Raw genomic sequence first — 24612 nt, forward strand, 5'->3', positions numbered from 1 at the left:
CAAACGACCGGGAACGTGAAGCAGGATTTGGAAACGCACCGCGAGGTGCGTTTTTTTTTGCCTGCCGCCTTAGGCCCGGATTTACAATGCAACCGTGTGGTTTTTTTAATGTAGTTCGAATGCAACAAAATGGTGCATTTCGACAACATCAGGCGGATTTTTTGGTGCATGGAGTGTGATGAAAATACAACAGCAGCATGAATTGTTTTCCGCCGTACTGGATTTGCCGCTTGGAAAACTGGGCGTGCGCACGGCAAGTGGTCTGATAACGGAACTGTGTTACCTGCCGCCCCATTTTGATGCAAAAGCGCCACAGGACGCCATCGCCGAGCAGGCGGCCGCGCAGCTGGAGCGGTATTGCCGGGACGCCGACTTCGCCTTCGACCTGCCGCTCAAGCGCGCCGGCACCGAGTTCCAGCACAAGGTCTGGGACGCGATCCGTTCGATTCCGCGCGGCAGCGTGCGCACCTACGGCGAGCTGGCCCGGCACATCGGTTCGGCGCCGCGCGCGGTGGGCCAGGCTTGCGGCGCCAACTGGTTCCCGGTGGTGATCCCTTGCCACCGTGTCACCTCGGCCAGCGGCCTGGGCGGCTTCGCCAACAGCGACGACCCCAATGGCTACCTGCTGGGCATCAAGCGCTGGCTGCTGGCCCATGAAGGAGCTAGCGAATACGCATGGCAACAGACAACACTGCTCTGATCGACGAGTTCTGCGACAGCCTGTGGCTGGAGGACGGCCTGTCGAAGAACACCCTGGAAGCCTACCGGCGCGACATGCGCCTGTTCGCCACCTGGCTGGAGAAGAAGCGGCCGCAGGTGGCGGGGCTGGCGGCGGTGGCCGCGCACGACATCGAAGGCTATATCGCCGCCCGCCACCAGGACAGCGGCAAGGCCACCTCGTCCAATCGGCGATTGTCGGTGTTGCGGCGTTTTTACCAGATGCTGCTGCGCCAGCGCCGCATCGCCGACGACCCGACGCTGAAACTGGTATCGGCCAAGCAGCCGGCCCGCTTCGTCCACACCTTGAGCGAAATTCAAGTGGAGGCCCTGCTGGCGGCGCCCGACGTCGCCACGCCGCTGGGCCTGCGCGAGCGCACCATGCTGGAACTGATGTACGCCAGCGGCCTGCGGGTGTCCGAGCTGGTCACATTGAAACTGCTGGAGCTGAGCCTGAACGACGGCGTGCTGCGCGTCACCGGCAAGGGCGCCAAGACGCGGCTGGTGCCGTTCGGACAGCAGGCGCGGGTGTGGATCGAGCGCTACGTCAAGGAGGCGCGCGGCATCATCCTCAACGGCCAGGTCGACGACGCGCTGTTCGTCACCGCGCGCGGCGGGCCGATGACGCGGCAGATGTTCTGGGTCTTGATAAAAAAACATGCGTTAAAAGCCGGCATCAGCGCGCCGCTGTCGCCGCACACCTTGCGCCACGCCTTCGCCACCCACCTGCTGAACCACGGCGCCGACCTGCGGGTGGTACAGTTACTGCTGGGCCATTCGGACATTTCGACGACGCAAATCTACACCCACGTCGCCCGCGAACGCCTGAAGCATCTGCATGCGCAACATCATCCTCGCGGCTGAAAAACTTGCGCCGGCCGTAAGTGCGTCATAATGTGGGCAGGTAATCGAACCGTATAAAGAAGAGGTGGCAAATGGCAAAGACAAATTTCGCGTATGAAAAGCGCCAGCGTGAGTTGGAAAAGAAGAAAAAAGCGGATGAAAAAGCCCGGCGCAAGGCCGAGCTGAAGCAGAACCCCGGCCTGGCCCAGGAAGGCGAGCTGGAGGAGATGGACGGCGACGATGCCGCCGAAGGCGACGCCGCAGCGGCGGAGTAGGGACGAAAAAAAAACCAAAACCACGGGGGTCAAGTCTGACATTCGGACACGGCCTCTGCCGTAACGGCCGTTACGGCAGAGGCCGTGTCCGAATGTCAGACTTGACCCCCGTGACCCCCGTGGTTTTTCAGGCCACTTCGTTGCGGCTCTTGACGTCGTGCAGCGGCTCGATGGCGTCCTGCAGCGCGGCCTCTTCGTCGTGGGCCTTGCCTTTGAAGAAGCGGGCGCAACGCTTGCCCAGGCTGTCGAGGTAGGTGTAGGCCACCGGCACCACCACCAGCGTCAGCAGGGTCGAGGTGATCACGCCGCCGATCACCGCGCGGCCCATCGGCGCCTGCGTTTCGCCGCCGTCGCCCATGCCGATCGCCATCGGCAGCATGCCGAACACCATCGCCAAGGTGGTCATCACGATCGGACGCAACCGCACCTGGCCGGCCGACATGATCGCTTCGCGCTGGCCCATGCCGCCTTGCTGCGCATGGTTGGTGAAGTCCACCAGCAGGATCGCGTTCTTGGTCACCAGGCCCATCAGCATGATGAAGCCGATCACCGAGAAGATGTTCAAGGTGCTGCCGGTGATGAGCAGCGCCACCAGCACACCGATCAGCGACAGCGGCAAGGACATCATGATCGCCACCGGCTGCAGGAAGCTGCCGAACTGCGAAGCCAGCACCAGGTAGATGAAGATCACCGCGATGCCCAGCGCGATCATGGCCGACGACATGCTCTCTTCCATGTCCTGCGCATTGCCGCCGACGTCGAAGCGCACGCCGGCCGGCAGGTCGATTTCCTTCATGGCCTTCTTGACGTCGCTGTCGACGTCGCCGCCCGGACGGCCTTCGACGCCGGCATACACCGCCACCCGGCGCTGCAGCGCCTGGCGCTTCAGCACCTGCGGGCTGAACGACGGCACGAAGTCCACCACCTGCCGCAGCGGCACCATCAGCGGGCGGCCGTCCGGCCCCAGCTTGCTCGAGGCCAGCGACAGGTCGGCCAGGTCGGCCACTTTCTGCCGGCCGGATTTCGGCAGCTGCACGTTGACGTCGTAGTTCTGGCCATCGTCGGCCAGGAAGTGGCTGGTGGTGTCGCCCGCCACGAACGGCCGCAGCGCGCTGCCGATCTGCTGCACCGACAGGCCCAGGTCGCTGGCCAGCTCGTTGTTGATCTTGACCGTGGTCGACGGGTTGGCGCCTTCCTGGCTGTACTCCAGGTCGGCGATGCCCTTGATCTTGCGCATCTTGTCCATCAGGTGGTGGGCCACCGCGTCCAGCTTGCCTTCGTCGGTGCCGAGGATGGCGATGAAGATCGGCTTCCAGCCCACCGACATGGTGATGCCGGCGATCTTGCTCAGGCGCGCGCGCACCACGCCTTCCAGCTCCTTCTGCGAGCGCCGCTTATAGGTCTTGCGGTCCTGCAGCTTCATGTCGATCTGGGCGTTGTTGCGGCCCTCCTGGGTGCCGACCACCGCGATCACGCTGGCGATCTCGGGGAAGGCCTTGAGCGCCTCCTCGACCTGGCGCACCTTGTTGTCGGTGTACTCCAGGCTGGAGCCGACCGGGGTCTTCAGGTGCAGGTTGATCCAGCCGTTGTCCTGGTCGGGGAACATCTCGCCGCCTATCATCGGCACCAGCATCAGGCTGGCGACGAACAGGGTCGCGGCGAAGGCCAGGGTCAGCTTGCGCCAGCGCAGCGCCAGGCCCAGCACCTTGCCGTACACCACGTGCAGGCGCTCGATGCCGCCTTCCACCCAGTGCATGAAGCGGCCCAGCCACGGCAGGTATTTGAAGCGGTCCTTGACCGGGTCCGGCCACACCGACGACAGCATCGGATCGAGCGTGAAGCTGACGAACAGCGACACCAGCACGGCCACCGCGACGGTGATGCCGAACTGCAGGAAGAAGCGGCCGATGATGCCCTGCATGAAGGCCACCGGGATGAACACGGCGACGATGGCGAAGGTGGTGGCCATCACGGCCAGGCCGATTTCATTGGTGCCGTCTTCGGCCGCGCGGCGGTGGTTCTTGCCCATGCCCAGGTGGCGCACGATGTTCTCGCGCACCACGATGGCGTCGTCGATCAGCAGGCCGATACACAGGGACAGCGCCATCAGGGTCAGGAAGTTCAGCGTGAAGCCGAAGAACTTCATCGCGATGAAGCTGGCCATCACCGAGATCGGCAGCGTCAGGCCGGTAATGATGGTCGAGCGCCACGAGTGCAGGAAGAAGAACACGATGATCATGGTCAGCACCGCGCCTTCGATGATGGTTTCCTTCACGTTGTCGAGCTGGCTTTGCACCTTCAGCGATTCATCGTTGAGCACGGTCAGCGTGATGTCGGCCGGCAGCGTCTTCTGCAGATCGGCGGCGACCTTCTGGATGCGCCGGCCCACCTCGACCACATTGGCGTCCTGCACCTTGGTGATGTCGATGGTGATGGCGCGCTTGCCGTTCAGGCGCGACACCGACAGCTCTTCCTGCGCGCCGTCGATCACGGTGGCGACCTGCTCCAGGTAGACCGGGCCGTTGGCGCGGCGCGCCACGATGATCTTGTTGAAGTCGCGCGCGTCCTTCATCTTGCCCTCGACCCGCACCAGTTGCTCGTTGCCGGCAAAGCTGATCGAGCCGGCCGGCAGGTTGGTGTTGGTGGCCTGGATGGCGTTGATCACTTCATCGACGCCGATCGCCTGCGCGTTGAGGTCGTTGGGCCGCAGGCTGACCAGGATCTGGCGCGAGGCGGTACCGTTCAGGCGCACCTGGCCGACCCCGGCCACGCCCTGGAAGCGCTTGCCGATCAGCTGGTCGGCCATGGTCGACAGGTCGCGCAGCGAGTGGTCGGTGGCGGTGATGCCGATCTGCGCGATCGGGCGGCTGTTCTCGCCCTCGAAGCGGACGATGAACGGGTCCTTGGCTTCCTTCGGGAAGCGCGGGCGCACCTGCGCCACCTTGTCGCGCAAGTCCTGCATCGCCTTGTCCATATTGGTGGACAGCTCGAAATCGATGTACAGGCCGGCGCGGCCTTCCCACGAGTTGGCGCGCAACGTCTTGATGCCGCTGACGGTGTTGACCACGTCCTCCAGCGGACGGGTGATGTCGTTCTCCACCGCCTCCGGCGAGGCGCCCGGATAATTGACCTCGATCAGCGCGCCCGGAATGTCGACGTTGGGCATGGACTCCAGGCCCAGTTCCCGATAGGAGAACAGGCCCAGCACGACCAGCGCCACCATCACCATGGTGGCGAAGACGGGGTTCTGGATACTGGTTTTAGTGATCCACATGATTTAGCCCTTCTGTGCCAGCATGGCGGATTTGGCCGGCTGGGCCGGCGTGGCGAGATTGGCCGGCAGCTTGACCTGGCTGCCCGGCTTGACGCTGTCGAGCTTGGAGATGATGACGTTGGCGCCAGGCGCCAGGCCGTCGACCACCTCGGCGTAGCCCTCGTCCTCGTTGCGCAGGCCCAGCTTGACCGGCTGCGCCACCACCTTGCCCTGCTCGATCTTGTAGACCACCTGCTGGCCCTTGTCGGTGCGCAGCGCCGTCATCGGCACGATCGGCATCACGGCGGAACGCTCGGTGACGATGCTGCCCTTGGCGAACATGCCGGCGCGCAGCGCGCTGTCGTCGTTCCTGACCGAGATGTAGACCAGCATCGCGCGCGAGCCGGTCTCGGTGGCCGGGTTGATGCGCGCCACCTTGCCGGCGAACTCGCGGCCCTGGAAGCCGTCGACCTTGAACTTGACCTCCTGGCCCACCTTGACGCGCGGGATCTCCGAGGCCGGCACCTGCGCCTCCAGCGTCAGCTCGGACAGGTTGACGATGCTGTAGACCGGCATGTCCGGCGCCAGCTTTTCGCCGGCCTGCACGTGGCGCTTGCTGACCACGCCGCTGATGGGCGCCTTGATGACGCCGTCGTTCAGCGCGATGCGCGCGATCTCCACCATCGCCGCGGCCGACTTGACGTTGGCGCGCGCCAGGTCGACGCTGTTCTGCGTCGAATCGTAGGCGTTCTGCGAAATGTATTTTTGCTTGAGCAGGGCGCCGCTATTGGTTTCGTTCTTGCTCGCCAGCGACAGCTTGGCCTGCGCTTCGTCGAGCATGGCCTGCTGCTGTTGCAGGCGCGCGCGCAGGTCGGACTGGTCGATGCGGGCCAGCACCTGGCCGGCGGACACCGCCATGCCTTCCTGCACCGTGGTGGCCTCCACCACGCCCGAGACCTTGGACTTGATGGTGGCCGAACTCAGGGGCGCCAGCGAGCCGGACAAGGGCAAGCTGACCGCCAATGATCGTGCATCGATGGCCGCGATATCGCCGCTGGCCAGCTCGAAGACTTCCTGTTTCTTTTTATCGTCCTTGGCCGCCTGGGTGCTGGGCGGCGCGGCGTCCTTCTTGTGCAGGACGGTCCAGCCGCCGCCGGCCAAGCCGATGACGACCAGCACCGCCAACGGCTTGCGCCAGCGTTTGCTGCGCACGGTGGATGGTGGGGAGACGGGCAAGGTTTCAAGTTTCATATCGTTCTTCTATCAAATGGTCGCCACGGCGCATGTTGGCACTCTATGAATTTTCAAGGCCGGCTGCCAGAGAAATGCGACAGGCCGCGCAAAAATACGGATGAACGGTAAAAACGCGGGATCAAGCGCGTTTGACGGAGGTCAATGGTCGATTCCTGTCAGCGGCAAGAATGAGCAAGGCCTGAGAGGGCGCGATTGGCGCTAAGCCGGAGAGGCCCAGGTGGCACCAGCACACAAACGAGATGACGGCGCGCGCGCGGATTTCCTCGCGATGGTCGCGCATACCAGCGACGCCTTGCTGCTGTTGCAGGATGGCCGCGTGCTCGCCTGCAATCCGGCCGCGCAGGCGCTGTTCGAGTGCGACCGGCCGGACCGCTTGCTGGGCCTGGGGCTGGTTGATTTGTCACCATTGCAGCAGGCCGAGGGCGTGTTGTCGGCGCGCGCGCTGGCCGAGTTGCTGGCCGATGCGCAGCGCGACGGCAACCGCCAGTTCGAATGGTGCTGCGTCGGTTGCGGCGGGCGCCAGTTCTGGGCCGAGGTGCTGCTGACCGCCATCGCTCCAAAGCGGGTGGTCGCGGCGATCCGCGACATCTCGGCCCGTAAGCAAGACCAGCTGGTGATGCACCTGGCGCTGCTGGCCGACGTCGCCGACCGCCGCCGCTCCGAGGAGCAGACCCGCCACCTGGCCGAGCACGATTTCCTGACCGACCTGCCGAACCGCGTGCTGCTGCTCGACCGCCTGAGCCTGGCGATGGCGGCGGCGCGGCGCAAGCGCAGCCGGCTGGCGATCCTGTTCCTCGATCTCGACCGTTTTAAGAACATCAACGACACGCTGGGTCACCACGTCGGCGACCAGCTGTTGCGGGAAGTGGCGGCGCGGCTGGTGCGCTGCGTGCGCAGCGTCGACACCGTCAGCCGCCAGGGCGGCGACGAGTTCGTCATCATGCTGTCCGAGATCGGCGGCATCGACCAGGTGGCGCACGTGGCCGACACCGTGCTGGGCGCCATCAGCCAGGAGTTCGTGCTGGAGCCGCACCGGCTGCACGTGAGCACCTCGATCGGCGTCAGCATCTACCCGGACGACGGCGCCGACATCGACACCCTGGTGCGCAACGCCGACCTGGCCATGTACCACGCCAAGGAAAAGGGCCGCAACGGCTTCCAGTTCTTCAGCCCCGAAATGAACGCGCAGATCGTCGAACGGGTGACGTTCGAGAACGACCTGCGGCGCGCGCTGCGCGAACAGCAGTTCGTGCTGGAGTACGAGGCCCAGGTCGACATCGCCAGCGCCCGGCCGCTGGCGGCCGAAGCCCTGCTGCGCTGGCGCCATCCGGCGCTGGGGCTGCTGCGGCCGGAGCGCTTCATCGGCGTCGCCGAGGACAGCGGCCTGATGGTGGGTATCGGCCAGTGGGTGCTGGAGCAGGCCTGCCGCGCAGCGCGGCGCTGGCAGGACGCCGGTCATGCGCTGGCGGTGTCGGTCAACCTGTCGCAGACGCAGTTCCTGCAACGTAATTTGGCCGACAGCGTCGGCGCGGCGCTGGCGGCTTCGGGCCTGGCGCCGGAGTTGCTGGAGCTGGAGCTGACCGAGGCCATCATCATGAAAAACGTGGCCTCCGCGCCGGCCACGCTGCGTGCCTTGCGGGCGCTGGGGGTGCGGCTGGCGATCGACGACTTCGGCACCGGCTACACCCGGGTCAGCCATCTGCGCGAGTATCCGTTCGACAAGCTGAAGATAGACCGCACCTTCATCGGCGACATCGACGCCGCCGCCGACGGCGCGGCGCCGCCGGTGGTCGTGATCGCCATGATCGCGATGGCGCGCAGCCTGGGCCTGACAGTGCTGGCGGAGGGCGTGGAGACCGAGGCGCAGCTGAGCTTCCTGGCGCAGCATGGCTGCCAGCAGTACCAGGGCCACTACGCGCAGCAGAAGGGCCTGCTCGACGGCCTGGACGGCCTGCTGGACGGCGCCGCCTGACTACATGGCTGCGGCGCGATCGCGCGCGCCGTACAGGCGCAGCCGCACCAGCACCTGGCCGTGGTCGGATGCTTCCGGCTTGTCCTGCAGCAGATGGTCGTTCAGATAGGTCACCTCCAGCACCTCGCCGACCGCGTAGCGCGAGGCCGGGTTGAATTCCTCGGACACCAGCACATGGTCGATGGTCATGTAGTGGCCCTCGTGGATGTTGGTGTAGCCGACCTGGCGCAGCGTGTCGCGGCCCAGCTGGATCTGGTTGCAGTCGAACATGCGCCCGCTGAGTTCCTCGCCCGGCAGGCCGGCCGCGCCGGAGCCCATGACGATGGCGGTGGTGACGGCGTCGGCGGTGTCGTTGAAATCGCCCAGCACCACGCGCGGCCGGCGCGCGCTGCTTTCGAGCTGGCTGAGCAGGGCGCGCAGGGCCACCGCCTCGGTGCCGCGCCGTATCAGCGAGCGCAGGTTCGCTTGCGCGTATTGCATCGGATCGGCGTAGTCGTCGCCGCTGCTGTAGTCGGGCCGCTTGGATTTGAGGTGGATGACGATCACGTCGACGATGCGCTGGTCCGGCAGCAGCACTTGCGCGTGCAGCGGCGCGCGGGCGAAAGTGTCGGCGTCGCGGCTGCCGGCCGGCAGCGCCACGCCGTCGGGGAAGGCGCGGTATTCGGCGGCCGGCGCCGCCAGCGGCAGGCGCGAGATCAGCGCCACCTGCGGCACCAGGCGCGCGGCGCCGGTGGCGGGATCGGGCGCGGGGTCGAAGCCGGCCAGCGTGGCCTCGCGGTAGCGCGCGCTGTGGGCCAGCACGTCGCGCAGCGCCGCCAGCGAAAAGATTTCCTGCAGGCCGATCACGTCGGCGTCGAGCTGGTCCAGCTGCTGCGCGGTCCACAGGACTTTCGCTTCATACTCGGCCGGCGTCAACGGCGGCAGATTGTCGTACAATTTCGCCCCAGGCTGGGAAAGATTGCAAACATTGAAAGTGGCAAAGCGAATTTCCTGCTGCATAATTAGAAACTCCCGATCATTACTTCACAAGCAGCGTATCACGCATGGCTAAAAAAGAGCACATCTCCGAGACCCCGGCAACGCAAATGCTGCGCAAACATAAGGTGGTCTTCAGCGAGCACCCCTACGACTACGAAGAACACGGCGGCACCACGGTGTCGGCGCGCGAACTGGGCGTGGACGAACACGCGGTGGTCAAGACCCTGGTCATGCAAGACGAGGCCGCTAAACCCTTGATTGTGCTGATGCACGGCGATTGCAAGGTCTCGACCAAAAACCTGGCGCGCGGCATCGGCTGCAAATCCGTCGAACCGTGCAAGCCGGAGGTGGCCACCCGCCACAGCGGCTACCAGATCGGCGGCACCTCGCCGTTCGGCACCCGCAAGGTGCTGCCGGTGTATGTCGAGGATAGCATTCTTGCGCTGGAAACGATTTATATCAATGGCGGCCGCAGGGGTTATCTGGTTGGCATCGCGCCGCGGGTGCTGGTCGAGCTGCTGCAGGCCCGGCCGGTGCACTGCGCGCTGGCTGATTAGTTGGCCGATCGGGCGTCGGCAGTGTATATTCAGCGGCCCCCAACGGGCGCATGACTACTTTTGAGGAAATAATGAATACAGTTTGGATGACCGTCGCCGCCTATCTGATCGGCTCGATCTCGTTTGCCGTCGTGATGAGCAAGTTGTTCGGCATCGCCGATCCCCGCACCTACGGCTCGAAAAATCCCGGCGCCACCAATGTGTTGCGCAGTGGAAATAAGGCGGCCGCCATCATGACCCTGATCGGCGACGGCGCCAAGGGCTGGCTGGCGGTGTGGCTGGCGATCCGCTACCAGAACCAGTTGCAGATCGGCGACGCCACCATCGCGCTGGTGGCGATCGCGGTGTTCCTGGGCCACCTGTGGCCGGTGTTCTTCCGCTTCGTCGGCGGCAAGGGCGTGGCGACCGCGCTGGGCGTGCTGCTGGGCCTGAACCCGTGGCTGGGCCTGGCCACCCTGGTGACCTGGCTGGCGGTGGCGTTCGCGTTCCGCTACTCGTCGCTGGCGGCGCTGGTGGCGGCGCTGTTCGCGCCGTTCTACTACGGCCTGCTGTTCGGCGTCGAGCCGCAGCTGTTCGCGGTGTTCGTCATGAGCGCACTGTTGGCTTTCCGTCACAGCAAGAATATTTCGAATCTGCTGGCAGGAAAGGAAAGCCGCATCGGCAGCAAGAGCCAGGACGCGGCCAAAGGCAAGAAAAAGTAAGGCCATCCCCCATCCCGGCGCTTGATTTTGCGCCGGGTGTCGCCATATGCTGAAAATTCCGTTTAGCAAAGGCACATCATGACCACTCCCCTGAAGATCGATTTCGTCTCCGACGTTTCCTGCCCGTGGTGCGCCATCGGCCTCAAGTCGCTGGACCAGGCGCTGGCCAATATCGGCGACGAGGCGGCAGTGAGCATGCACTTCCAGCCTTTCGAGCTCAATCCCAACATGGGCCCCGAGGGCCAGGACATCGTCGAGCACCTGACCGAGAAATACGGTTCGACGCCGTCGCAGCAGGACCAGGCGCGCGAGATGATACGCTCGCGCGGCGCCGAGGTCGGCTTCGATTTCGCCATGGGCAAGCGCAGCCGCATCTACAACACCTTCGACGCCCACCGCCTGCTGCACTGGGCCGAGACCGAGGGCGAGGGCAAGCAGAAGGCGCTGAAGGAAGCGTTGTTCGGCGCCTACTTCACCAAGGGCGACGACCCGAGCTCGCACGACGTGCTGCTGCGCGTGGCCGGCGAAGTGGGGCTGGACACCGCCATCGCCGCCGAGGTGCTGCAATCGAACCAGTACGCCGACGAGGTGCGCGAGCGCGAGCAGTTCTTCCAGCGCCACGGCATCAACTCGGTGCCGGCCGTGATCATCAATGAACGCCACCTGATTTCCGGCGGCCAGCCGGCCGAGGTGTTTGAAAAGGCGCTGCGCGAAATCATGGCGCAGGCGGCTTAAAAAATGCGGTAAGCGGCGGAGGCAAGTGCGCCCGCCGTCCCTGTTTTGCGATAAACTGATCGGGTAGCACCATAGTTCGGCCCCGCCGCATGCCGGGAGCCCAAAAAAGATCGACGTCGCTACAGGGAGGCCCATGCTGGCCGCAGAAAAAGTACACACGCTGTCCATCGCCCGTCCGCAGGCCGACCAGTTCCGGCTGGCCGCGCTGCACCGCTACCACATCCTCGATACCCCCGCCTGCGAAGACTTCAGCTTCCTCACCGAGCTGGCCGCCCAAGTGTGCGAGGTGCCGTATGCCTTCATCTCGCTGGTCGACGCCGAGCGCGTCTGGATCAAGTCCTGCGCCGGCATGCAGCTGGGCGAGCTGCCGCGCGGCGAGAGCTACTGCTCGCTGGCGGTGCTGGGCCAGGCCGCCACCGAAATCCCCGACCTGACGCAAGACTTCCGCACCGCCCATATGGCGCTGACGGTCGATGAGCCCCATATGCGCATGTACAGCAGCGTGGCGCTGACCTCGTCCGACGGCTTCGCCATCGGCACCCTGTGCGTGATGGACACCAAGCCGGGCGGCCTGCGCGTCGAACAGCGCGCCACGCTGGTCAAGCTGGCGCGCCAGGTGATGGCGCTGATCGAACTGCGCGCCAACGAGAAGGCGCTGGAATCGACCGTGCGCGAGCTGGAGCAGCTGGCCACCACCGACGAGCTGACCGGCCTGCACAACCGCCGCTCGCTGCTGCACCGCCTGAAGTTCGAGACCGCGCGCGCCAAGCGTTTCCGCTCGCCGCTGTCGGCGGTGATGATAGACCTCGACCACTTCAAGCGTATCAACGACGAATACGGCCACGCGGTCGGCGACCAGGTGCTGGCCAGCGTCGGCCTGCTGCTGCGCGACAGCGTGCGCGTGATCGACGTGCCGGGCCGCTACGGCGGCGAAGAGCTGTGCGTGATCCTGCCGAACACGCCGGTCGAAGGCGCCTGCAAGTTCGCCGAAACGCTGCGCGCCAAGATCGAAGCGCAGCTGCACTACGCCGGCCCGCGACTGCTGCCGGTGACCGCCAGCCTGGGCGTGGGTTCCTTCGACCACATGGGAATCAGCGATGCCGAAAGCCTGCTGCGCCAGGCCGACGCCGCGCTGTACCGCGCCAAACACGCCGGCCGCAACCGCGTGGAATGCGGCCCCACCTGACACTGAAAGGAAGTCCCCCATGCCCACCGCCAGCTGGAACGGCGTCGTCATCGCCGAAGCGAAGGACGACGAGGTTGAAATCGTCGAGAACAACGTCTACTTCCCACCGTCCAGCGTCAAGACGGAGTATTTGCAGGCCAGCGCGCACACCTCGCGCTGCCCGTGGAAGGGACTGGCCAGCTACTACAGCCTGAACGTCAACGGCAAGCTCAACGAGAACGCCGCCTGGTACTACCCGGAGCCGTCCGAGAAGGCCGCGCAGATCAAGGACCACGTGGCGTTCTGGCGCGGCGTGGACGTGCAGCGCTAGACGGGTGCATGGACAATATCACCCATAGCATTATCGGTTTCGGCGTTGGCGAACTGGTACACCGCAGCCTGCCCGACGAGGCGGATGCGCCGTCGCAGCGGGTGCGGCACCGGCTGCTGCTGGTGTCCTGCGCGCTGGCCAGCAATTTTCCCGACCTCGACCTGTTCCTGAACAAGCTGCTGCCCGATCCGCTGGGCTATCTGCTGCATCATCGCGGGCATACGCATACGGCGCTGCTGGCGCTGCCGCAAGCCTTGCTGCTGGCGGCGCTGCTGTGCTTGTGCTGGCCGTCGGCGCGCGCGCTGTTGAAGGTCAGCCGGCCGGCGCGGCTCGGCCTGGCCCTGAGCGTGGGGCTGGGCTTCGCGCTGCATCTGCTGATGGACTTCACCAATTCCTACGGCATCCACCCGTGGTATCCGTTCACCGGACGCTGGTTCTATGGCGACATGGTGTTCATCGTCGAGCCCTTGTTCTGGGTGGCGATGGGTGTGCCGATGGCGCTCATCATGCGCTGGCGTTCCTTGCGCATGCTCGGCCTGGCTTGCCTGTTCGGCGGGCTGGTGGTGTTCGCTGCCAAAGGCTATCTGGCGTGGACTTCGTTTGCCGCGCTGTTGCTGATCGCGGCGGCTTGCGGCGCGGCGCAGTGGCGCGCCGGTGCGCGCGGCCGCGCGGGCCTGCTGCTGGCGCTGGTGTTCGGCGCCGGCTTCATCGCGGTGCAGGGCGTGGCCTCGCATTACGGCCGTGAGCAGATCACGGCGGCCTTGCTGAAGGCCGATCCGTCCGTGCGCGTGATGGATGTGGCGATGACGGCGTTCCCGTCGCAGCCGCTGTGCTGGTCGTATGCCAGCGTGGAGACCAATGAGAAGCAGGGCTACTACCGCCTGCGGCGCGGCGTGGCCAGCCTGGCGCCGGAGTGGCTGGCGCCGCTGGCCTGTCCGGCCGGCCTGGTCGGATCGCCGCAGCAGGTGCTGGCTTTGTCGCCGGGTGTGCAGCAATTCGGCACGGTGCTGGCCAGCCTGACGGCGTTGCGCATGCTGAAGGATGAGAATTGCCAGGTGGATGCCTGGTTGCGCTTCGCCCGCATGCCGGCGCTGATGCTGGCGACCGGCGAGCTGGCCGACTATCGCTTCGCGACCACGCCGCGCGGCAACTTCACGACGCTGCACGCGGCAAAGGCCGGGAGCTGTCCGGCGGGCGTGCCCGGCTGGGGCTACCCGCGCGAGGATCTGCTGTCGCTGCACCCGCCGGGCAAGCTTTAAGCCGCTTTTGGCAGAAGGTTGAAGTCGGTCGATACCGCCAGATCCAGCCACTGGGCCATCTCGGTTTCGACGAACTGGTTTTTGGCGCGCACGCGTTCCACCGTGTCCGAGCCCAGTTGCAGGCGCACCGGCGGCTTGGCGCTGTCGGCCAGTTGCAGCAGTGCGCCGGCCAGCTTGGCTGGATCACCCGGCTGCTGGTGGTTGACGCCGGAGGCGAACTCGCGCATCGCGCCCACGGTGTCGGCGTAGTCTTCGATGCGCTCGCGGGTGGACACCAGCGACGAGGCGTCAAGGAAATCGGTACGGAAGAAGCCCGGCTCCACCACCGTCACATGGATGCCCAGCGGCGCCATTTCCATCGCCAGCGCCTCGCTGATGCCTTCGACCGCGAACTTGGTCGAGCTGTACAGGCCCCAGCCGGCAAAGGCCGAATAACCACCCACCGACGAGATGTTGATGACATGGCCGCCGCCCCGCTTGCGCATCGCCGGCAGCACGGCGCGGGTGACGTTGAGCAGGCCGAAGACGTTGGTGTCATACAGCGCGCGTACTTCCTCGGCGCTGGCTTCCTCCACCGCGCCCAGCAGGCCGTAGCCGGCGTTGTTGACCAGCACATCGATGCGGCCGAAGCGCGCTATCGCCTGCTGCGCGGCGGGAATGGCTTGCGCCTCCAGTTTGACGTCCAGCCGCAAGGCCAATAGATTCGGATGCTCGCCCAGCACGGCGGTGACGGCTTGCGGATCGCGGGCGGTGGCGACCACGAAGTCGCCGCGCGCCAGCGCTTGTTGCGCCGTCAGCATGCCGAAGCCACGGGATGCGCCGGTGATGAACCATACTTTTTGTGCAGTGCCTGTCATGATCGTTTCCTTGCTGTGAGGTGAGTTGGTGGATGCCAGTGTAGGCATGAGCGACCTGTTACACTAGCCATGGGAAAGCTGTTTGATTATCACTATTTGGTTGTAAATATGGATAAAGCCAGGGTAGTCAGTCTGTTCATCGGCGTGGTGCGCGCCAAGAGCTTCAGCCAGGCGGCGGTCGACGCCGGCCTGACGCCGCAGGCCGTCAGCAAGGCGGTGCGGCAGCTGGAGGATCATCTGGGCGTGCGCCTGTTCCACCGCACCACCCGCAGCCTGAGCCTGACGGAGGAGGGCGCGCGCCTGTTCGAGCTGGCCAACCCCGGCCTGCGCCTGCTGGACGAGGCGCTGGACCATATCCAGAACAGCCGCCTCGAAGTGGACGGCCTGATCCGCGTGGTCGCGCCCATGTCGATTGGCAACGCGGTCATCGTGCCGCTGCTGCCGGAGTTCCAGCGGCGCTATCCCGGCGCCCATTTCGATTTGCAGCTGGACGACCATTTCACCGACCTGGTGGAGAGCAAGATCGATGTCGGCTTCCGCGCCGGTAATCCGCCTGAACGTAACCTGATCTCCCGCAAGCTGGGCGAGATCGTGCTGGTGCCGTGCGCCACGCCCGGCTACCTGGCGCTGCACGGCACGCCGCAGACGGTGTTGGAACTGCAGCTGCACCGCTGCACCGGCTTCCGCCGTCCCAGCACCGGCCGCTTGATGCCATGGGAGTTGCAGGTGGACGGCGCCACGGTCTACCAGGAGATGCCGGCGGTGGCCAGCTTCAATACGGTGGAGGGGGAGTTGACTGCGGTGCTGAACGGCCTGGGCATCGGCCAGCTGCCGGTCTTCATGATCGAAGCCGAGCTGGCCAGCGGCGCGCTGGTGCCGTTGCTGCGGCACACAGCCACGTCCAACAGTGGCGTGTTCATGTACTACCAGCAGCGCACCTTGATGCCGCTGCGGGTACGGCATTTCATCGATTTTGTGGCGGAGCGGGCGCCGCTGCGGCTGGCGGGGCAGCAGGCCGCGCTTGCCTAGCGGTATCGTGTCGCGTGTTTGCCACAAAAAAGTCTAAAATCAAATGGTATAGGCCACTTTTGGACAAGATGGTTGGCATGACAATTGCATTGCCCTCCAGAAAGGAAGAAGATCGTTAAACATGGAGGCTGTGATGAATACCGCAACTGAACAAAAAACAACGAACAATGTGGTCCACGAATCGGCGTCGGACGAGCACCGTCTGCGCAGCGAGCGCATCGCCGCGCGCGGCGTGCGCCTGGGCAAGGGCAAGATCAAATACCTGCTGGCGCTGGCCGGCCTGGCCGTGCTGGCCTCGGTCGCCTTCGCGCAAGCCTAAACGACCTTGATGTCGTCCAGCGGCCAGCGCGGTCGCACGTTGAACGAGTAGTCCTTCTTTGCCGCGTCCGGGTTGATCATCAAGCGCATGGCCCCGGCGAAGGCGATCATGGCGCCGTTGTCCGTGCAGAACTCCAGTTCAGGGTAGTAGACCTTGAACTTCTTCTTGGCCGCCGCCTCGTTCAGCGACGCGCGCAGCTGCGAGTTGGCGCCCACGCCGCCCGCGATCACCAGCCGCTTCAGGCCGGTGTGCTTGAGTGCGGAGATGCATTTGGCCGTCAGCACGTCGACGATCGCGTCGACGAAGCCGCGCGCGATGTTGGCCTTGTCCTGCTCGCAGATATTGGCGATGACTTTTTCCTCGTGGTTCTTCACCACCGTCAGCACCGCCGTTTTCAGGCCGGAGAAGCTGAAATTGAAATCCTTGGTATGCAGCATCGGGCGCGGCAGCTTGTAGGCCGTCGGGTCGCCGAACTCGGCCAGGCGCGAAATCGCCGGGCCGCCGGGATAGCCCAGGCCCAGCAACTTGGCCGATTTGTCGAAGGCTTCGCCGGCCGCGTCGTCCAGGGTTTCGCCCAGCAGCGTGTACTGGCCGACGCCGTCCACCCGCATCAGCTGCGTGTGGCCGCCCGAGACCAGCAGCGCGATGAAGGGGAATTCCGGCGGCTGCGACGCCAGCAGCGGCGACAGCAGATGTCCTTCCAGGTGGTGCACGCCCAGCACCGGCTTGTCCAGCGCCAGTCCCAGGCTGCAGGCGACCGAGGAGCCGACCAGCAGCGCGCCCGCCAGGCCGGGGCCCTGCGTGTAGGCGATGGCGTCGATGTCGGCCAGGGTCTTGCCGGCACCTTCCAGGGTCTGCGTCAGCAGCGGAATGGCGCGGCGGATGTGGTCGCGCGAGGCCAGTTCCGGCACCACGCCGCCGTACTCTTCATGCATCGCCACTTGCGAATACAGAGCGTGGGACAGCAGGCCGTGTTGCGTGTCGTACAGCGCAAGGCCGGTTTCGTCACAGGAGGATTCGACGCCGAGAACGATCATGAAGGGAGCACAAATGAAAAGGGGAATCCGCCATTGTAATGGAAAGTGCGTGCAAGCATGCACCACGGCAGGTCGGCGGCGCACTGGCGAAGTGCGAGGTTTTGCCGTTCGGTCAGGATTCCGGGCGTTTTTCGTGGCACCGGTTTTGCTTAGACAACCAGGGTAAGTTGACTAGGGAGGCGCGCGATGTCCGGACGATGGAAGCTGATTTGCAAACTCAAGGATGTGCCCATGAGCGGCGCGCGCCTGGTGCCGCGCGGACTGGCCTGGCAGGAATTGCCGGGCGTGGCGCTGTTCCGTACCGGCGAGGAGCAGGTGCATGCGGTGCTCGAATGCGGCGACGTCGAGCCGCGCGACAGCACAGCGCGCCGTTACTCGGTCAAGGTGGAGGACTGCAAGGTCTACCTGGATCTCGATGAACTAAGCGCCCCGGCCAGCCAGGCCGAAGCGGCGCTGGCCGGGTCTTTCGGCGTGGCCACCAGGGTGATGGCCTTCGGCTGAGCGCGTGTTCACCCCACAGCAAAAGGGGTCAGGCCCCGTGCGGGGTCTGACCCCGGCCGTCGCGGGGTGCGGGTTACGGGCGGTGCTGCAGTTGCTTGTGCGCGTCGCGTAGCATCTTCTCGGTGGTGTCCCAGTCGATGCAGCCGTCGGTGACGGAGCAGCCGTACTTCAGCTCGCTCAGGTCCGCCGGGATCTTCTGGTTGCCGCCGACGATGTTGGACTCGATCATCACGCCCACCAGCGACTGGTTGCCCTGCACGATCTGGTGGATGACGTCGGCCATCACCAGCGGTTGCAGTTCCGGCTTCTTGTAGCTGTTGGCGTGCGAGCAGTCGACCACCAGGTTGGCCGGCAGCTTGGCCTTGGCCAGCGCCTGCTCGGCGATCGCGATCGACACCGAATCGTAGTTCGGACGGCCGTCGCCGCCGCGCAGCACCACGTGGCCGTAGGCGTTGCCGCGCGTGCGCACGATCGCCACATTGCCCTGCGCGTTGATGCCCAGGAAGGAGTGCGGATGCGCCGACGACAGGATGGCGTTGATGGCGATGCTGATGTCGCCGTCGGTGCCGTTCTTGAAGCCCACCGGCGTCGACAGGCCGGACGACATCTCGCGGTGGGTCTGCGATTCGGTGGTGCGGGCGCCGATGGCGGTCCAGGCGATCAGGTCGCCCAAGTATTGCGGCGAGATCGGATCGAGCGCCTCGGTGGCGGTCGGCAGGCCCAGCTCGCACACGTCCAGCAGGAACTGGCGCGCCTTCTCCATGCCGGCGTCGACGCGGAAGGAATCGTCCATGTCCGGGTCGTTGATATAGCCTTTCCAGCCGGTGGTGGTGCGCGGCTTTTCGAAATACACGCGCATCACCAGCAGCATGGTGTCGGCCACTTCAGCTTGCAGGGCTTTCAGGCGGCGGGCGTAATCCAGGCCGGCAACCGGATCGTGGATCGAGCATGGACCGACGACCACGAACAGGCGCTTGTCCTGGCGGTCGATGATGTTGCGCAGGGCTTCGCGGCCCTTCATCACGGTGTCCGAGGCGCTGTCGGTCAGCGGCAGCTTGCTGTGCAAGGCTTCCGGCGACGGCATCGGCGCGAACGAGGTGACGTTGATGTTTTCGATATCTGGGGAGATCATGATTCTCTACGTATATTTATTGCGGGGGAGGGATAGTGTAGCCGAAATGCGGCCGACTGGTTTAAGCTGACGCCATGACGACACATTCCACCGAACCATTCCTGGCCGCACGTTTCATCAAAGAAATAGGCCGCGGCAAGAACGGCGCCCGCAGCATGACCCGCGACGACGCCCACGATCTGTACGAAGCCATGCTGGACGGCCGCGTTTCCGAGCTGGAGCTGGGCGGCATCTTGCTGGCCATGCGCATCAAGGGCGAGTCGGTGGAGGAGATCGCCGGCTTCCTCGACGCGGCCGAGGCCGCTTTTGAACCGCTCAGCGCGCCGCCGGGCCAGTTCGCCCCGGTCTGCATCCCGACCTACAACGGCGCCCGCAAGATGGCCAACCTGACGCCGCTGCTGGCGCTGCTGCTGGCGCGCGAAGGCGTGCCGGTGCTGGTGCACGGCGTGGCGCACGACGCCGGCCGGGTCGCCACGGCCGAGGTGTTCGAGGCGCTGGGCCTGCCGGTCGCGCGGCATCGCTCCGAGGCGGAGGAGGCCATGTCGCAGGGGCATCCGGCTTTCATCACCATCGACGTGCTGGCGCCCAAGCTGGCTTACCTGCTGTCGCTGCGGCGCCGGCTGGGCGTGCGCAATTCGACCCACACCCTGGTCAAGATCATGCAGCCGTTCGCCGGACCGGCGCTGCGGCTGGTGTCCTACACGCATCCCGAGTACCTGGAGATGCTGGGCGAATACTTCACCACGGCGGCCCTGCCGGAGCGCGGCGACGCCTTCCTGATGCGCGGCACCGAGGGCGAGACGGTGGCCAACGCCAACAAGGCGCAGCAGATCGACTGGTTCCACGGCGGCCTGCGCACCACGCTGGTGCCCAAGCAGACCTCGGTGGGCGAACTGCCGCTGCTGCCGGAGGACAAGGACGCGGCCACCACGGCGGCTTGGATCCAGTCCGTGCTGGACGGCGAGGTGCCGGTGCCGCCGTCGATCGCCGAGCAGGTGGCGCAGTGCCTGCTGGTGTCGCGCACCCTGCAGTCGCGCCAGCGGGTGAGCGAGCCGATCGAGTAGGCAGCCGGACCCTTCAAGTACAATACGCCTTTGGACGATTGGATTTGATATGGCAAAGTTTGATGTAGCGGTAATCGGCGCGGGCGCGGCCGGCATGATGTGTGCGGCGACGGCGGCCCAGCGCGGCAAGCGCGTGGTGCTGATCGACCACGCCACCAAGCTGGCGGAAAAAATCCGCATCTCGGGCGGCGGCCGCTGCAACTTCACCAATATCAACGCCGGTCCCGCCAACTTCCTGTCCGAGAATCCACACTTCTGCAAGAGCGCCTTGTCGCGCTACACGCCGGCCGACTTCGTCGCGCTGGTGAAGAAGCACCGCATCGGCTACCACGAGAAGCATCGCGGCCAGCTGTTCTGCGACGACTCCGCCGAGCAGATCATCGACATGCTGAAAGACGAATGCTCGGGCGGCGACGTGCACTGGCGCATGCCATGCAAGGTCACCAGCCTGGCGCAGGCGGACCAGGGCGGCTTCGTGCTGCAGACCGACAGCGGCGAGATTGAAGCCGACAGCGTGGTCATCGCCACCGGCGGCCTGTCGATCGCCAAGATCGGCGCGACCGACTTCGGCTACCGCATCGCCGAGCAGTTCGAGCTGCGCATGGTCGAGCCGCGCCCGGCGCTGGTGCCGCTGACCTTCGACCCGCAGCAATGGGCGCCGTTCGTGGAAATGGCCGGCATCGCGCTGGAGGTGGACGTGGAGACCGGCTCCTTCAAGGGCCGCAACCCGACCGGCGGGCGCTTCCGCGAAGACCTGCTGTTCACCCACCGCGGCCTGTCCGGCCCGGCGATCCTGCAGATTTCCTCGTACTGGACGCCGGGCACGCCTATCGTCATCAACCTGATTCCCGAGCTGGACCTGGCCGCCACGCTGATCGAAGGCAAGGGCACGATCAAGAAGCAGCTGGGCAATGTGCTGTCGCAATGGCTGCCGGCGCGCCTGGCGGAAGGCTTGCTGCTGGCGCATGGCTTCGCGCTGGACGCGCGCCTGGCCGACCTGCCCGATGCGCAGCTGCGCAAGCTGGGCGCGGCGGTCAACCAGTGGACCATCACGCCGAACGGCTCGGAAGGCTACAAAAAGGCCGAAGTCACGCGCGGCGGCGTCGACACCCGCGAGCTGTCGCAGCAGAGCATGATGGCCAATAAAGTGCCGGGCCTGTACTTCATCGGCGAGGCGGTGGATGTCACCGGTTGGCTGGGCGGCTACAATTTCCAGTGGGCATGGGCATCCGGTGTGGCGGCGGGGCAAGCAGTCTGATATACTGACTGTCTCTGGAAGTTAGTGGCGTCACGCAATCGTTGAAGTTCCTGAAAGATTGCACCATACGCCGCGTTGTTTTTGCAGTCAAAGCCTTACGGTTGGCCGTTCAGATGGCCAGGCGTCTTCCATTTTCCTGCAAAAGCTGCTATAGTCTCTTTCTCCCTATAACCTCAAACGGTTTGAATTTTTACATGACCACTATTCGCCTTAAAGAAAACGAGCCGTTCGAAGTCGCAATGCGTCGCTTCAAACGCACCATCGAAAAAACCGGTCTGCTGACCGAACTGCGCGCACGCGAGTTCTACGAAAAGCCAACGGCTGAGCGTAAGCGCAAGCTGGCCGCTGCAGTGAAGCGTCATTACAAGCGCATCCGCAGCCAGCAACTGCCGAAAAAACTGTTCTAAGACTGCTCTGCAGATTCAACCCGGTAGTATGGCGCTTACGCCTCGGGTTGCATCTCGCTGCATCTGGAAGATACCCGCTCCGGTTCGCCGCAGCGGGTTTTCGCATTTTTACTCCATCAATTTTTTGAGAGAAACTACGCCATGGGCTTGAGAGAACAAATCACCGAAGACATGAAAAACGCCATGCGCGCCAAGGAAGCCGGCCGCCTGTCGACCATCCGCCTGATCCTGGCGGAAATCAAGCGCAAGGAAGTGGACGAGCGCATCGAAGTCAACGACGAGCAGACCGTGGCCATCGTGGAAAAGATGATCAAGCAGCGCAAGGATTCGATCACCCAATTCGAAGCCGGCGGCCGCGCCGACCTGGCTGACATCGAAAAAGCCGAGCTGGTGGTGCTGACCGCCTACATGCCTGCAGGCCTGTCCGACGAGGAAATCGCCGCCGCCGTGGCCGCCGCCGTGGCCGCCTCGGGCGCCGCCGGTCCGCAGGACATGGGCAAGGTCATGGCTATCGTCAAGCCGAAACTGGCTGGCCGCGCCGACATGACGGTGGTGTCCGCACTGGTCAAGAAAGCGCTGACCCCGGCATAATGCCCCGGTAGTTCCCTCCGCCGCAGCTTGATCCGCGTCAAAACCGGATCACCGCGGCGGTATAGTCTGATCCATAACAAGACCGCATAGCCCTGTGATTCCACAATCCTTTATTTCTGATTTGCTGAACCGGGTCGACATCGTCGACGTGGTCGGACGTTATGTGCAGCTGAAAAAGGGCGGCGCGAATTTCATGGGCCTGTGCCCGTTCCACAACGAAAAGTCGCCCAGTTTCACGGTCAGCCCGACCAAGCAGTTCTACCATTGCTTCGGCTGCGGCGCCCACGGCACCTCGATCGGCTTCCTGATCGAATATTCCGGCATGGGCTTTGTCGACGCCGTTAAAGACCTGGCGCAAAACGTCGGCATGGTGGTGCCCGAGCAGGACGACAAGATACCGCCGGCCCAGCGTGCGCAAATGGCTGCGCAAAGCCTGGCCTTGACCGAGGCGATGACGCGCGCCAGCGACTTTTACCGCGCCCAGCTGCGCGGCGCCACCGACGCCATCGCCTACCTGAAGAACCGCGGCCTGACCGGCGAGATCGCGGCCCGCTTCGGCCTGGGCTACGCGCCGGCCGGCTGGGACAACCTGCGCTCGATCTTCCCCGACTACGACGTCGTGGCGCTGGCCGAGGCCGGCCTGGTGATCGACAAGGTGGACGAGGACGGCGGCAACCGCAAACGCTACGACCGCTTCCGCGAGCGCGTGATGTTTCCAATCAAGAACACCAAGGGCCAGGTCATCGCCTTTGGCGGCCGGGTCCTCGATCACGGTGAACCGAAGTACTTGAATTCTCCCGAAACGCCTTTATTTTCAAAGGGATTCGAGCTGTATGGCTTGTTCGAAGCGCGCCAGGCGATCCGCGACGCGGGTTATGTGCTGGTAACGGAAGGCTATATGGATGTGGTGGCGCTGGCGCAGATGGGCTTCCCGCAAGCCGTCGCGACCTTGGGCACCGCCTGCACCACCAACCACGTACAGAAATTGTTGCGTCAAACCGACACGGTGATTTTCAGTTTCGACGGCGACAAGGCCGGCCGCCGCGCCGCGCGGCGCGCGCTGGAAGCCTGTCTGCCGCACGTGACGGACAACAAGACCATCAAATTCCTGTTCCTGCCGACCGAGCACGACCCGGACAGCTACGTCCGCGCCTACGGCAAGGAAGCGTTCGAGCAGGAGATCCACGAGGCGATGCCGCTGTCGCAGTTCCTGGTCAAGGAAGCGGTCGGCGAGCATGATTTGCAGAGTCCGGAGGGCAGGGCGCGCGCGCAGTTCGACGCCAAGCCGATGTTGCAGTCGATGACGCCGACGGCCTTGCGTCTGCAGATCGTGCGCGGCCTTGCGCAGCTGACGCAGACCACGCCGTCCGAGATCGAGGCGCTGTTCGAGCTGGCCAAGCCGGTCGCCATCGCCCGCCAGGCGCCGCCGCGCACCGGGCGGCCGGTGCCGGTGGGGCTGGAGTTGCAGATCGTGCGGCTGCTGGTGGCGCATCCGCCGCTGGCGCTGGACATCGACGAGTCGGCGCTGGCGGCGTTCCAGTACTTCGGCGCCGAGCCGGCCGAGCGGCTGGCGCAGCTGGTGGCGTCGGCCCAGTCGCTGGGGCCGCACGGCAGTTTCGCCGCCTTCGCCCAGCATTTGAAGTCGCAGGGCGACGAGTACGACGGCATCATCGGCGAGATCGTCAAGGAGCCGGAATCGGACTTCGACGCGGTGCGGCTGTTCCTGCGCGGCGCGATCCGCCAGGTGAAGAACGACGCCTTGAAGCAGGAGTTGAGCCAGTTGTTCGCGGCCGGCCTGTCGTCCGACGAGATCGGCGTGCGCTACCGCGAGTTGACGGCGCAGCAAGATCAACTGTTGCGCGAGGCGCAGGCGGAGTTGGCTAACCGATAATGTTGCAGGTCGTTTTGTATAGTAATGTTTCTGTCATGGTTGTGGTGCTTGGAAGTGGCTTCTGCCCTCTGGAAATTGAAAAGTGACGTGCTATAATAAAACGCTAAGTGTTGTATGTTTTGGCATCGTTTTTCAGTTCAGAGTGTGTTTGTTTTCAGTAAGTTAGGCTCTTGATCGGCATGGAAAGACGGGTGTCGGCGGCCAGGGCCAGCTTTGGTTGAGTCAGCGCGCTACGGCGGCGCTGTATAGCGAGCGTTCCGTTCGCTTTCCAACCTAGTCATGGTTTCTTGCCCCCACGCACGTGTCTGATGCAGTAGAATTTCCGCCATGAGCAGGTGGAGTTCTGTTGAGGCCGGTCGGCCCGACCAGGTGTAAGTAAGTCGTAGTATTGTCGGACTTGTGCAGTCGGCATGTTCGAAGACGTAGGCCCGTGAGGGCCGCAAGAAACTTTATCCTAAATAAGCAAGTCGTTGTGTAATCGAAAGC

24 protein-coding genes are annotated in these 24612 nt (G+C 64.7%); 18 read left to right on the forward strand and 6 right to left on the reverse strand.

Annotation, left to right across the window (positions count from 1 at the left end; genetic code table 11):
- Positions 1–178: 178 nt before the first annotated feature.
- The 3 genes from KVP70_RS05440 to KVP70_RS05450 all read left to right on the forward strand — a co-directional run bounded on the left by KVP70_RS05440 (position 179) and on the right by KVP70_RS05450 (position 1835).
- On the forward strand, positions 179–700 hold the full coding sequence (locus KVP70_RS05440; RefSeq protein WP_217941050.1) for a methylated-DNA--[protein]-cysteine S-methyltransferase: 522 nt from the start codon (positions 179–181) through the stop codon (positions 698–700).
- Positions 676–1581: a site-specific tyrosine recombinase XerD gene (gene xerD, locus KVP70_RS05445; protein WP_217941051.1), complete on the forward strand. Its 906-nt coding sequence runs from the start codon at positions 676–678 to the stop codon at positions 1579–1581. The genes KVP70_RS05440 and xerD overlap by 25 nt, the downstream gene beginning before the upstream one ends.
- A gap of 71 nt (positions 1582–1652) precedes the next feature.
- Entirely contained in the window at positions 1653–1835 is a 183-nt protein-coding gene (locus KVP70_RS05450; RefSeq protein WP_217941052.1) for a hypothetical protein, read from the forward strand.
- Between the two features lie 127 nt (positions 1836–1962).
- Here KVP70_RS05450 and KVP70_RS05455 read toward each other — a convergent pair whose 3' ends face one another.
- Positions 1963–5109, reverse strand: a complete 3147-nt coding sequence (locus KVP70_RS05455) for an efflux RND transporter permease subunit (RefSeq protein ID WP_217941053.1) — start codon at positions 5107–5109, stop codon at positions 1963–1965.
- A 3-nt stretch (positions 5110–5112) separates the two neighbouring features.
- Complete coding sequence (locus KVP70_RS05460; RefSeq protein ID WP_217941054.1) at positions 5113–6339, reverse strand: efflux RND transporter periplasmic adaptor subunit; 1227 nt, start codon at positions 6337–6339, stop codon at positions 5113–5115.
- A 220-nt stretch (positions 6340–6559) separates the two neighbouring features.
- Between KVP70_RS05460 and KVP70_RS05465 the strand changes: the two genes are divergently transcribed.
- Complete coding sequence (locus tag KVP70_RS05465; protein ID WP_262311797.1) at positions 6560–8314, forward strand: putative bifunctional diguanylate cyclase/phosphodiesterase; 1755 nt, start codon at positions 6560–6562, stop codon at positions 8312–8314.
- Here KVP70_RS05465 and KVP70_RS05470 read toward each other — a convergent pair whose 3' ends face one another.
- A complete protein-coding gene (locus tag KVP70_RS05470) occupies positions 8315–9313 on the reverse strand; it encodes an endonuclease/exonuclease/phosphatase family protein (protein ID WP_217941055.1) in 999 nt (332 codons plus the stop codon).
- 44 nt (positions 9314–9357) lie between these two features.
- Between KVP70_RS05470 and ybaK the strand changes: the two genes are divergently transcribed.
- From ybaK to KVP70_RS05500, 6 genes are all read left to right on the forward strand, one after another.
- Complete coding sequence (gene ybaK / locus KVP70_RS05475) at positions 9358–9849, forward strand: Cys-tRNA(Pro) deacylase (protein ID WP_217941056.1); 492 nt, start codon at positions 9358–9360, stop codon at positions 9847–9849.
- Between the two features lie 71 nt (positions 9850–9920).
- The gene (gene plsY / locus KVP70_RS05480; RefSeq protein WP_217941057.1) at positions 9921–10550 is read left to right on the forward strand and encodes a glycerol-3-phosphate 1-O-acyltransferase PlsY; all 630 of its coding nucleotides are present in this window, start codon (positions 9921–9923) and stop codon (positions 10548–10550) included.
- Positions 10551–10628: 78 nt separating this feature from the next.
- The gene (locus tag KVP70_RS05485; RefSeq protein WP_217941058.1) at positions 10629–11285 is read left to right on the forward strand and encodes a DsbA family oxidoreductase; all 657 of its coding nucleotides are present in this window, start codon (positions 10629–10631) and stop codon (positions 11283–11285) included.
- A gap of 133 nt (positions 11286–11418) precedes the next feature.
- Positions 11419–12471 carry a GGDEF domain-containing protein gene (locus KVP70_RS05490; RefSeq protein ID WP_217941059.1) on the forward strand — a complete coding sequence of 351 codons (1053 nt, stop codon included), beginning with the start codon at positions 11419–11421 and terminating at the stop codon, positions 12469–12471.
- 19 nt (positions 12472–12490) lie between these two features.
- The gene (locus KVP70_RS05495; protein WP_217941060.1) at positions 12491–12781 is read left to right on the forward strand and encodes a DUF427 domain-containing protein; all 291 of its coding nucleotides are present in this window, start codon (positions 12491–12493) and stop codon (positions 12779–12781) included.
- Positions 12782–12789: 8 nt separating this feature from the next.
- Complete coding sequence (locus tag KVP70_RS05500) at positions 12790–14040, forward strand: metal-dependent hydrolase (RefSeq protein WP_217941061.1); 1251 nt, start codon at positions 12790–12792, stop codon at positions 14038–14040.
- Here KVP70_RS05500 and KVP70_RS05505 read toward each other — a convergent pair.
- Entirely contained in the window at positions 14037–14897 is an 861-nt protein-coding gene (locus KVP70_RS05505; protein ID WP_217941062.1) for an oxidoreductase, read from the reverse strand. The two genes, KVP70_RS05500 and KVP70_RS05505, sit on opposite strands and share 4 nt — an antisense overlap.
- A gap of 108 nt (positions 14898–15005) precedes the next feature.
- Between KVP70_RS05505 and KVP70_RS05510 the strand changes: the two genes are divergently transcribed.
- Positions 15006–15926 carry a LysR family transcriptional regulator gene (locus tag KVP70_RS05510; RefSeq protein ID WP_217941063.1) on the forward strand — a complete coding sequence of 307 codons (921 nt, stop codon included), beginning with the start codon at positions 15006–15008 and terminating at the stop codon, positions 15924–15926.
- A 133-nt stretch (positions 15927–16059) separates the two neighbouring features.
- Positions 16060–16245, forward strand: a complete 186-nt coding sequence (locus KVP70_RS05515) for a hypothetical protein (RefSeq protein WP_116991522.1) — start codon at positions 16060–16062, stop codon at positions 16243–16245.
- Here the strand turns inward: KVP70_RS05515 and tsaD are convergent.
- Positions 16242–17282 (reverse strand): tRNA (adenosine(37)-N6)-threonylcarbamoyltransferase complex transferase subunit TsaD, encoded by a 1041-nt coding sequence (tsaD, locus tag KVP70_RS05520; protein WP_217941064.1) that lies wholly within the window; start codon positions 17280–17282, stop codon positions 16242–16244. The genes KVP70_RS05515 and tsaD overlap by 4 nt on opposite strands.
- Before the next feature lie 231 nt (positions 17283–17513).
- On the opposite strand from tsaD, the gene KVP70_RS05525 reads away from it, so the two are divergent.
- Positions 17514–17783 carry a hypothetical protein gene (locus KVP70_RS05525; protein WP_229224603.1) on the forward strand — a complete coding sequence of 90 codons (270 nt, stop codon included), beginning with the start codon at positions 17514–17516 and terminating at the stop codon, positions 17781–17783.
- 73 nt (positions 17784–17856) lie between these two features.
- Here KVP70_RS05525 and KVP70_RS05530 read toward each other — a convergent pair whose 3' ends face one another.
- Complete coding sequence (locus tag KVP70_RS05530; protein ID WP_217941066.1) at positions 17857–18915, reverse strand: 3-deoxy-7-phosphoheptulonate synthase; 1059 nt, start codon at positions 18913–18915, stop codon at positions 17857–17859.
- A gap of 74 nt (positions 18916–18989) precedes the next feature.
- Between KVP70_RS05530 and ybiB the strand changes: the two genes are divergently transcribed.
- From ybiB to dnaG, 5 genes are all read left to right on the forward strand, one after another.
- Complete coding sequence (gene ybiB / locus KVP70_RS05535; RefSeq protein ID WP_217941067.1) at positions 18990–19979, forward strand: DNA-binding protein YbiB; 990 nt, start codon at positions 18990–18992, stop codon at positions 19977–19979.
- A gap of 49 nt (positions 19980–20028) precedes the next feature.
- Positions 20029–21237 (forward strand): BaiN/RdsA family NAD(P)/FAD-dependent oxidoreductase, encoded by a 1209-nt coding sequence (locus tag KVP70_RS05540; RefSeq protein ID WP_217941068.1) that lies wholly within the window; start codon positions 20029–20031, stop codon positions 21235–21237.
- 194 nt (positions 21238–21431) lie between these two features.
- Positions 21432–21644, forward strand: coding sequence for a 30S ribosomal protein S21 (gene rpsU / locus KVP70_RS05545; protein ID WP_008451879.1), 213 nt, complete (start codon positions 21432–21434; stop codon positions 21642–21644).
- Positions 21645–21785: 141 nt separating this feature from the next.
- Positions 21786–22235: a GatB/YqeY domain-containing protein gene (locus tag KVP70_RS05550; RefSeq protein WP_217941069.1), complete on the forward strand. Its 450-nt coding sequence runs from the start codon at positions 21786–21788 to the stop codon at positions 22233–22235.
- A gap of 94 nt (positions 22236–22329) precedes the next feature.
- Positions 22330–24126: a DNA primase gene (dnaG, locus tag KVP70_RS05555; protein ID WP_217941070.1), complete on the forward strand. Its 1797-nt coding sequence runs from the start codon at positions 22330–22332 to the stop codon at positions 24124–24126.
- Positions 24127–24612: the final 486 nt, after the last annotated feature.

The organism is Duganella violaceipulchra, assembly GCF_019166075.1.
Taxonomy (GTDB): Bacteria; Pseudomonadota; Gammaproteobacteria; order Burkholderiales; family Burkholderiaceae_D; genus Rugamonas; species Rugamonas violaceipulchra.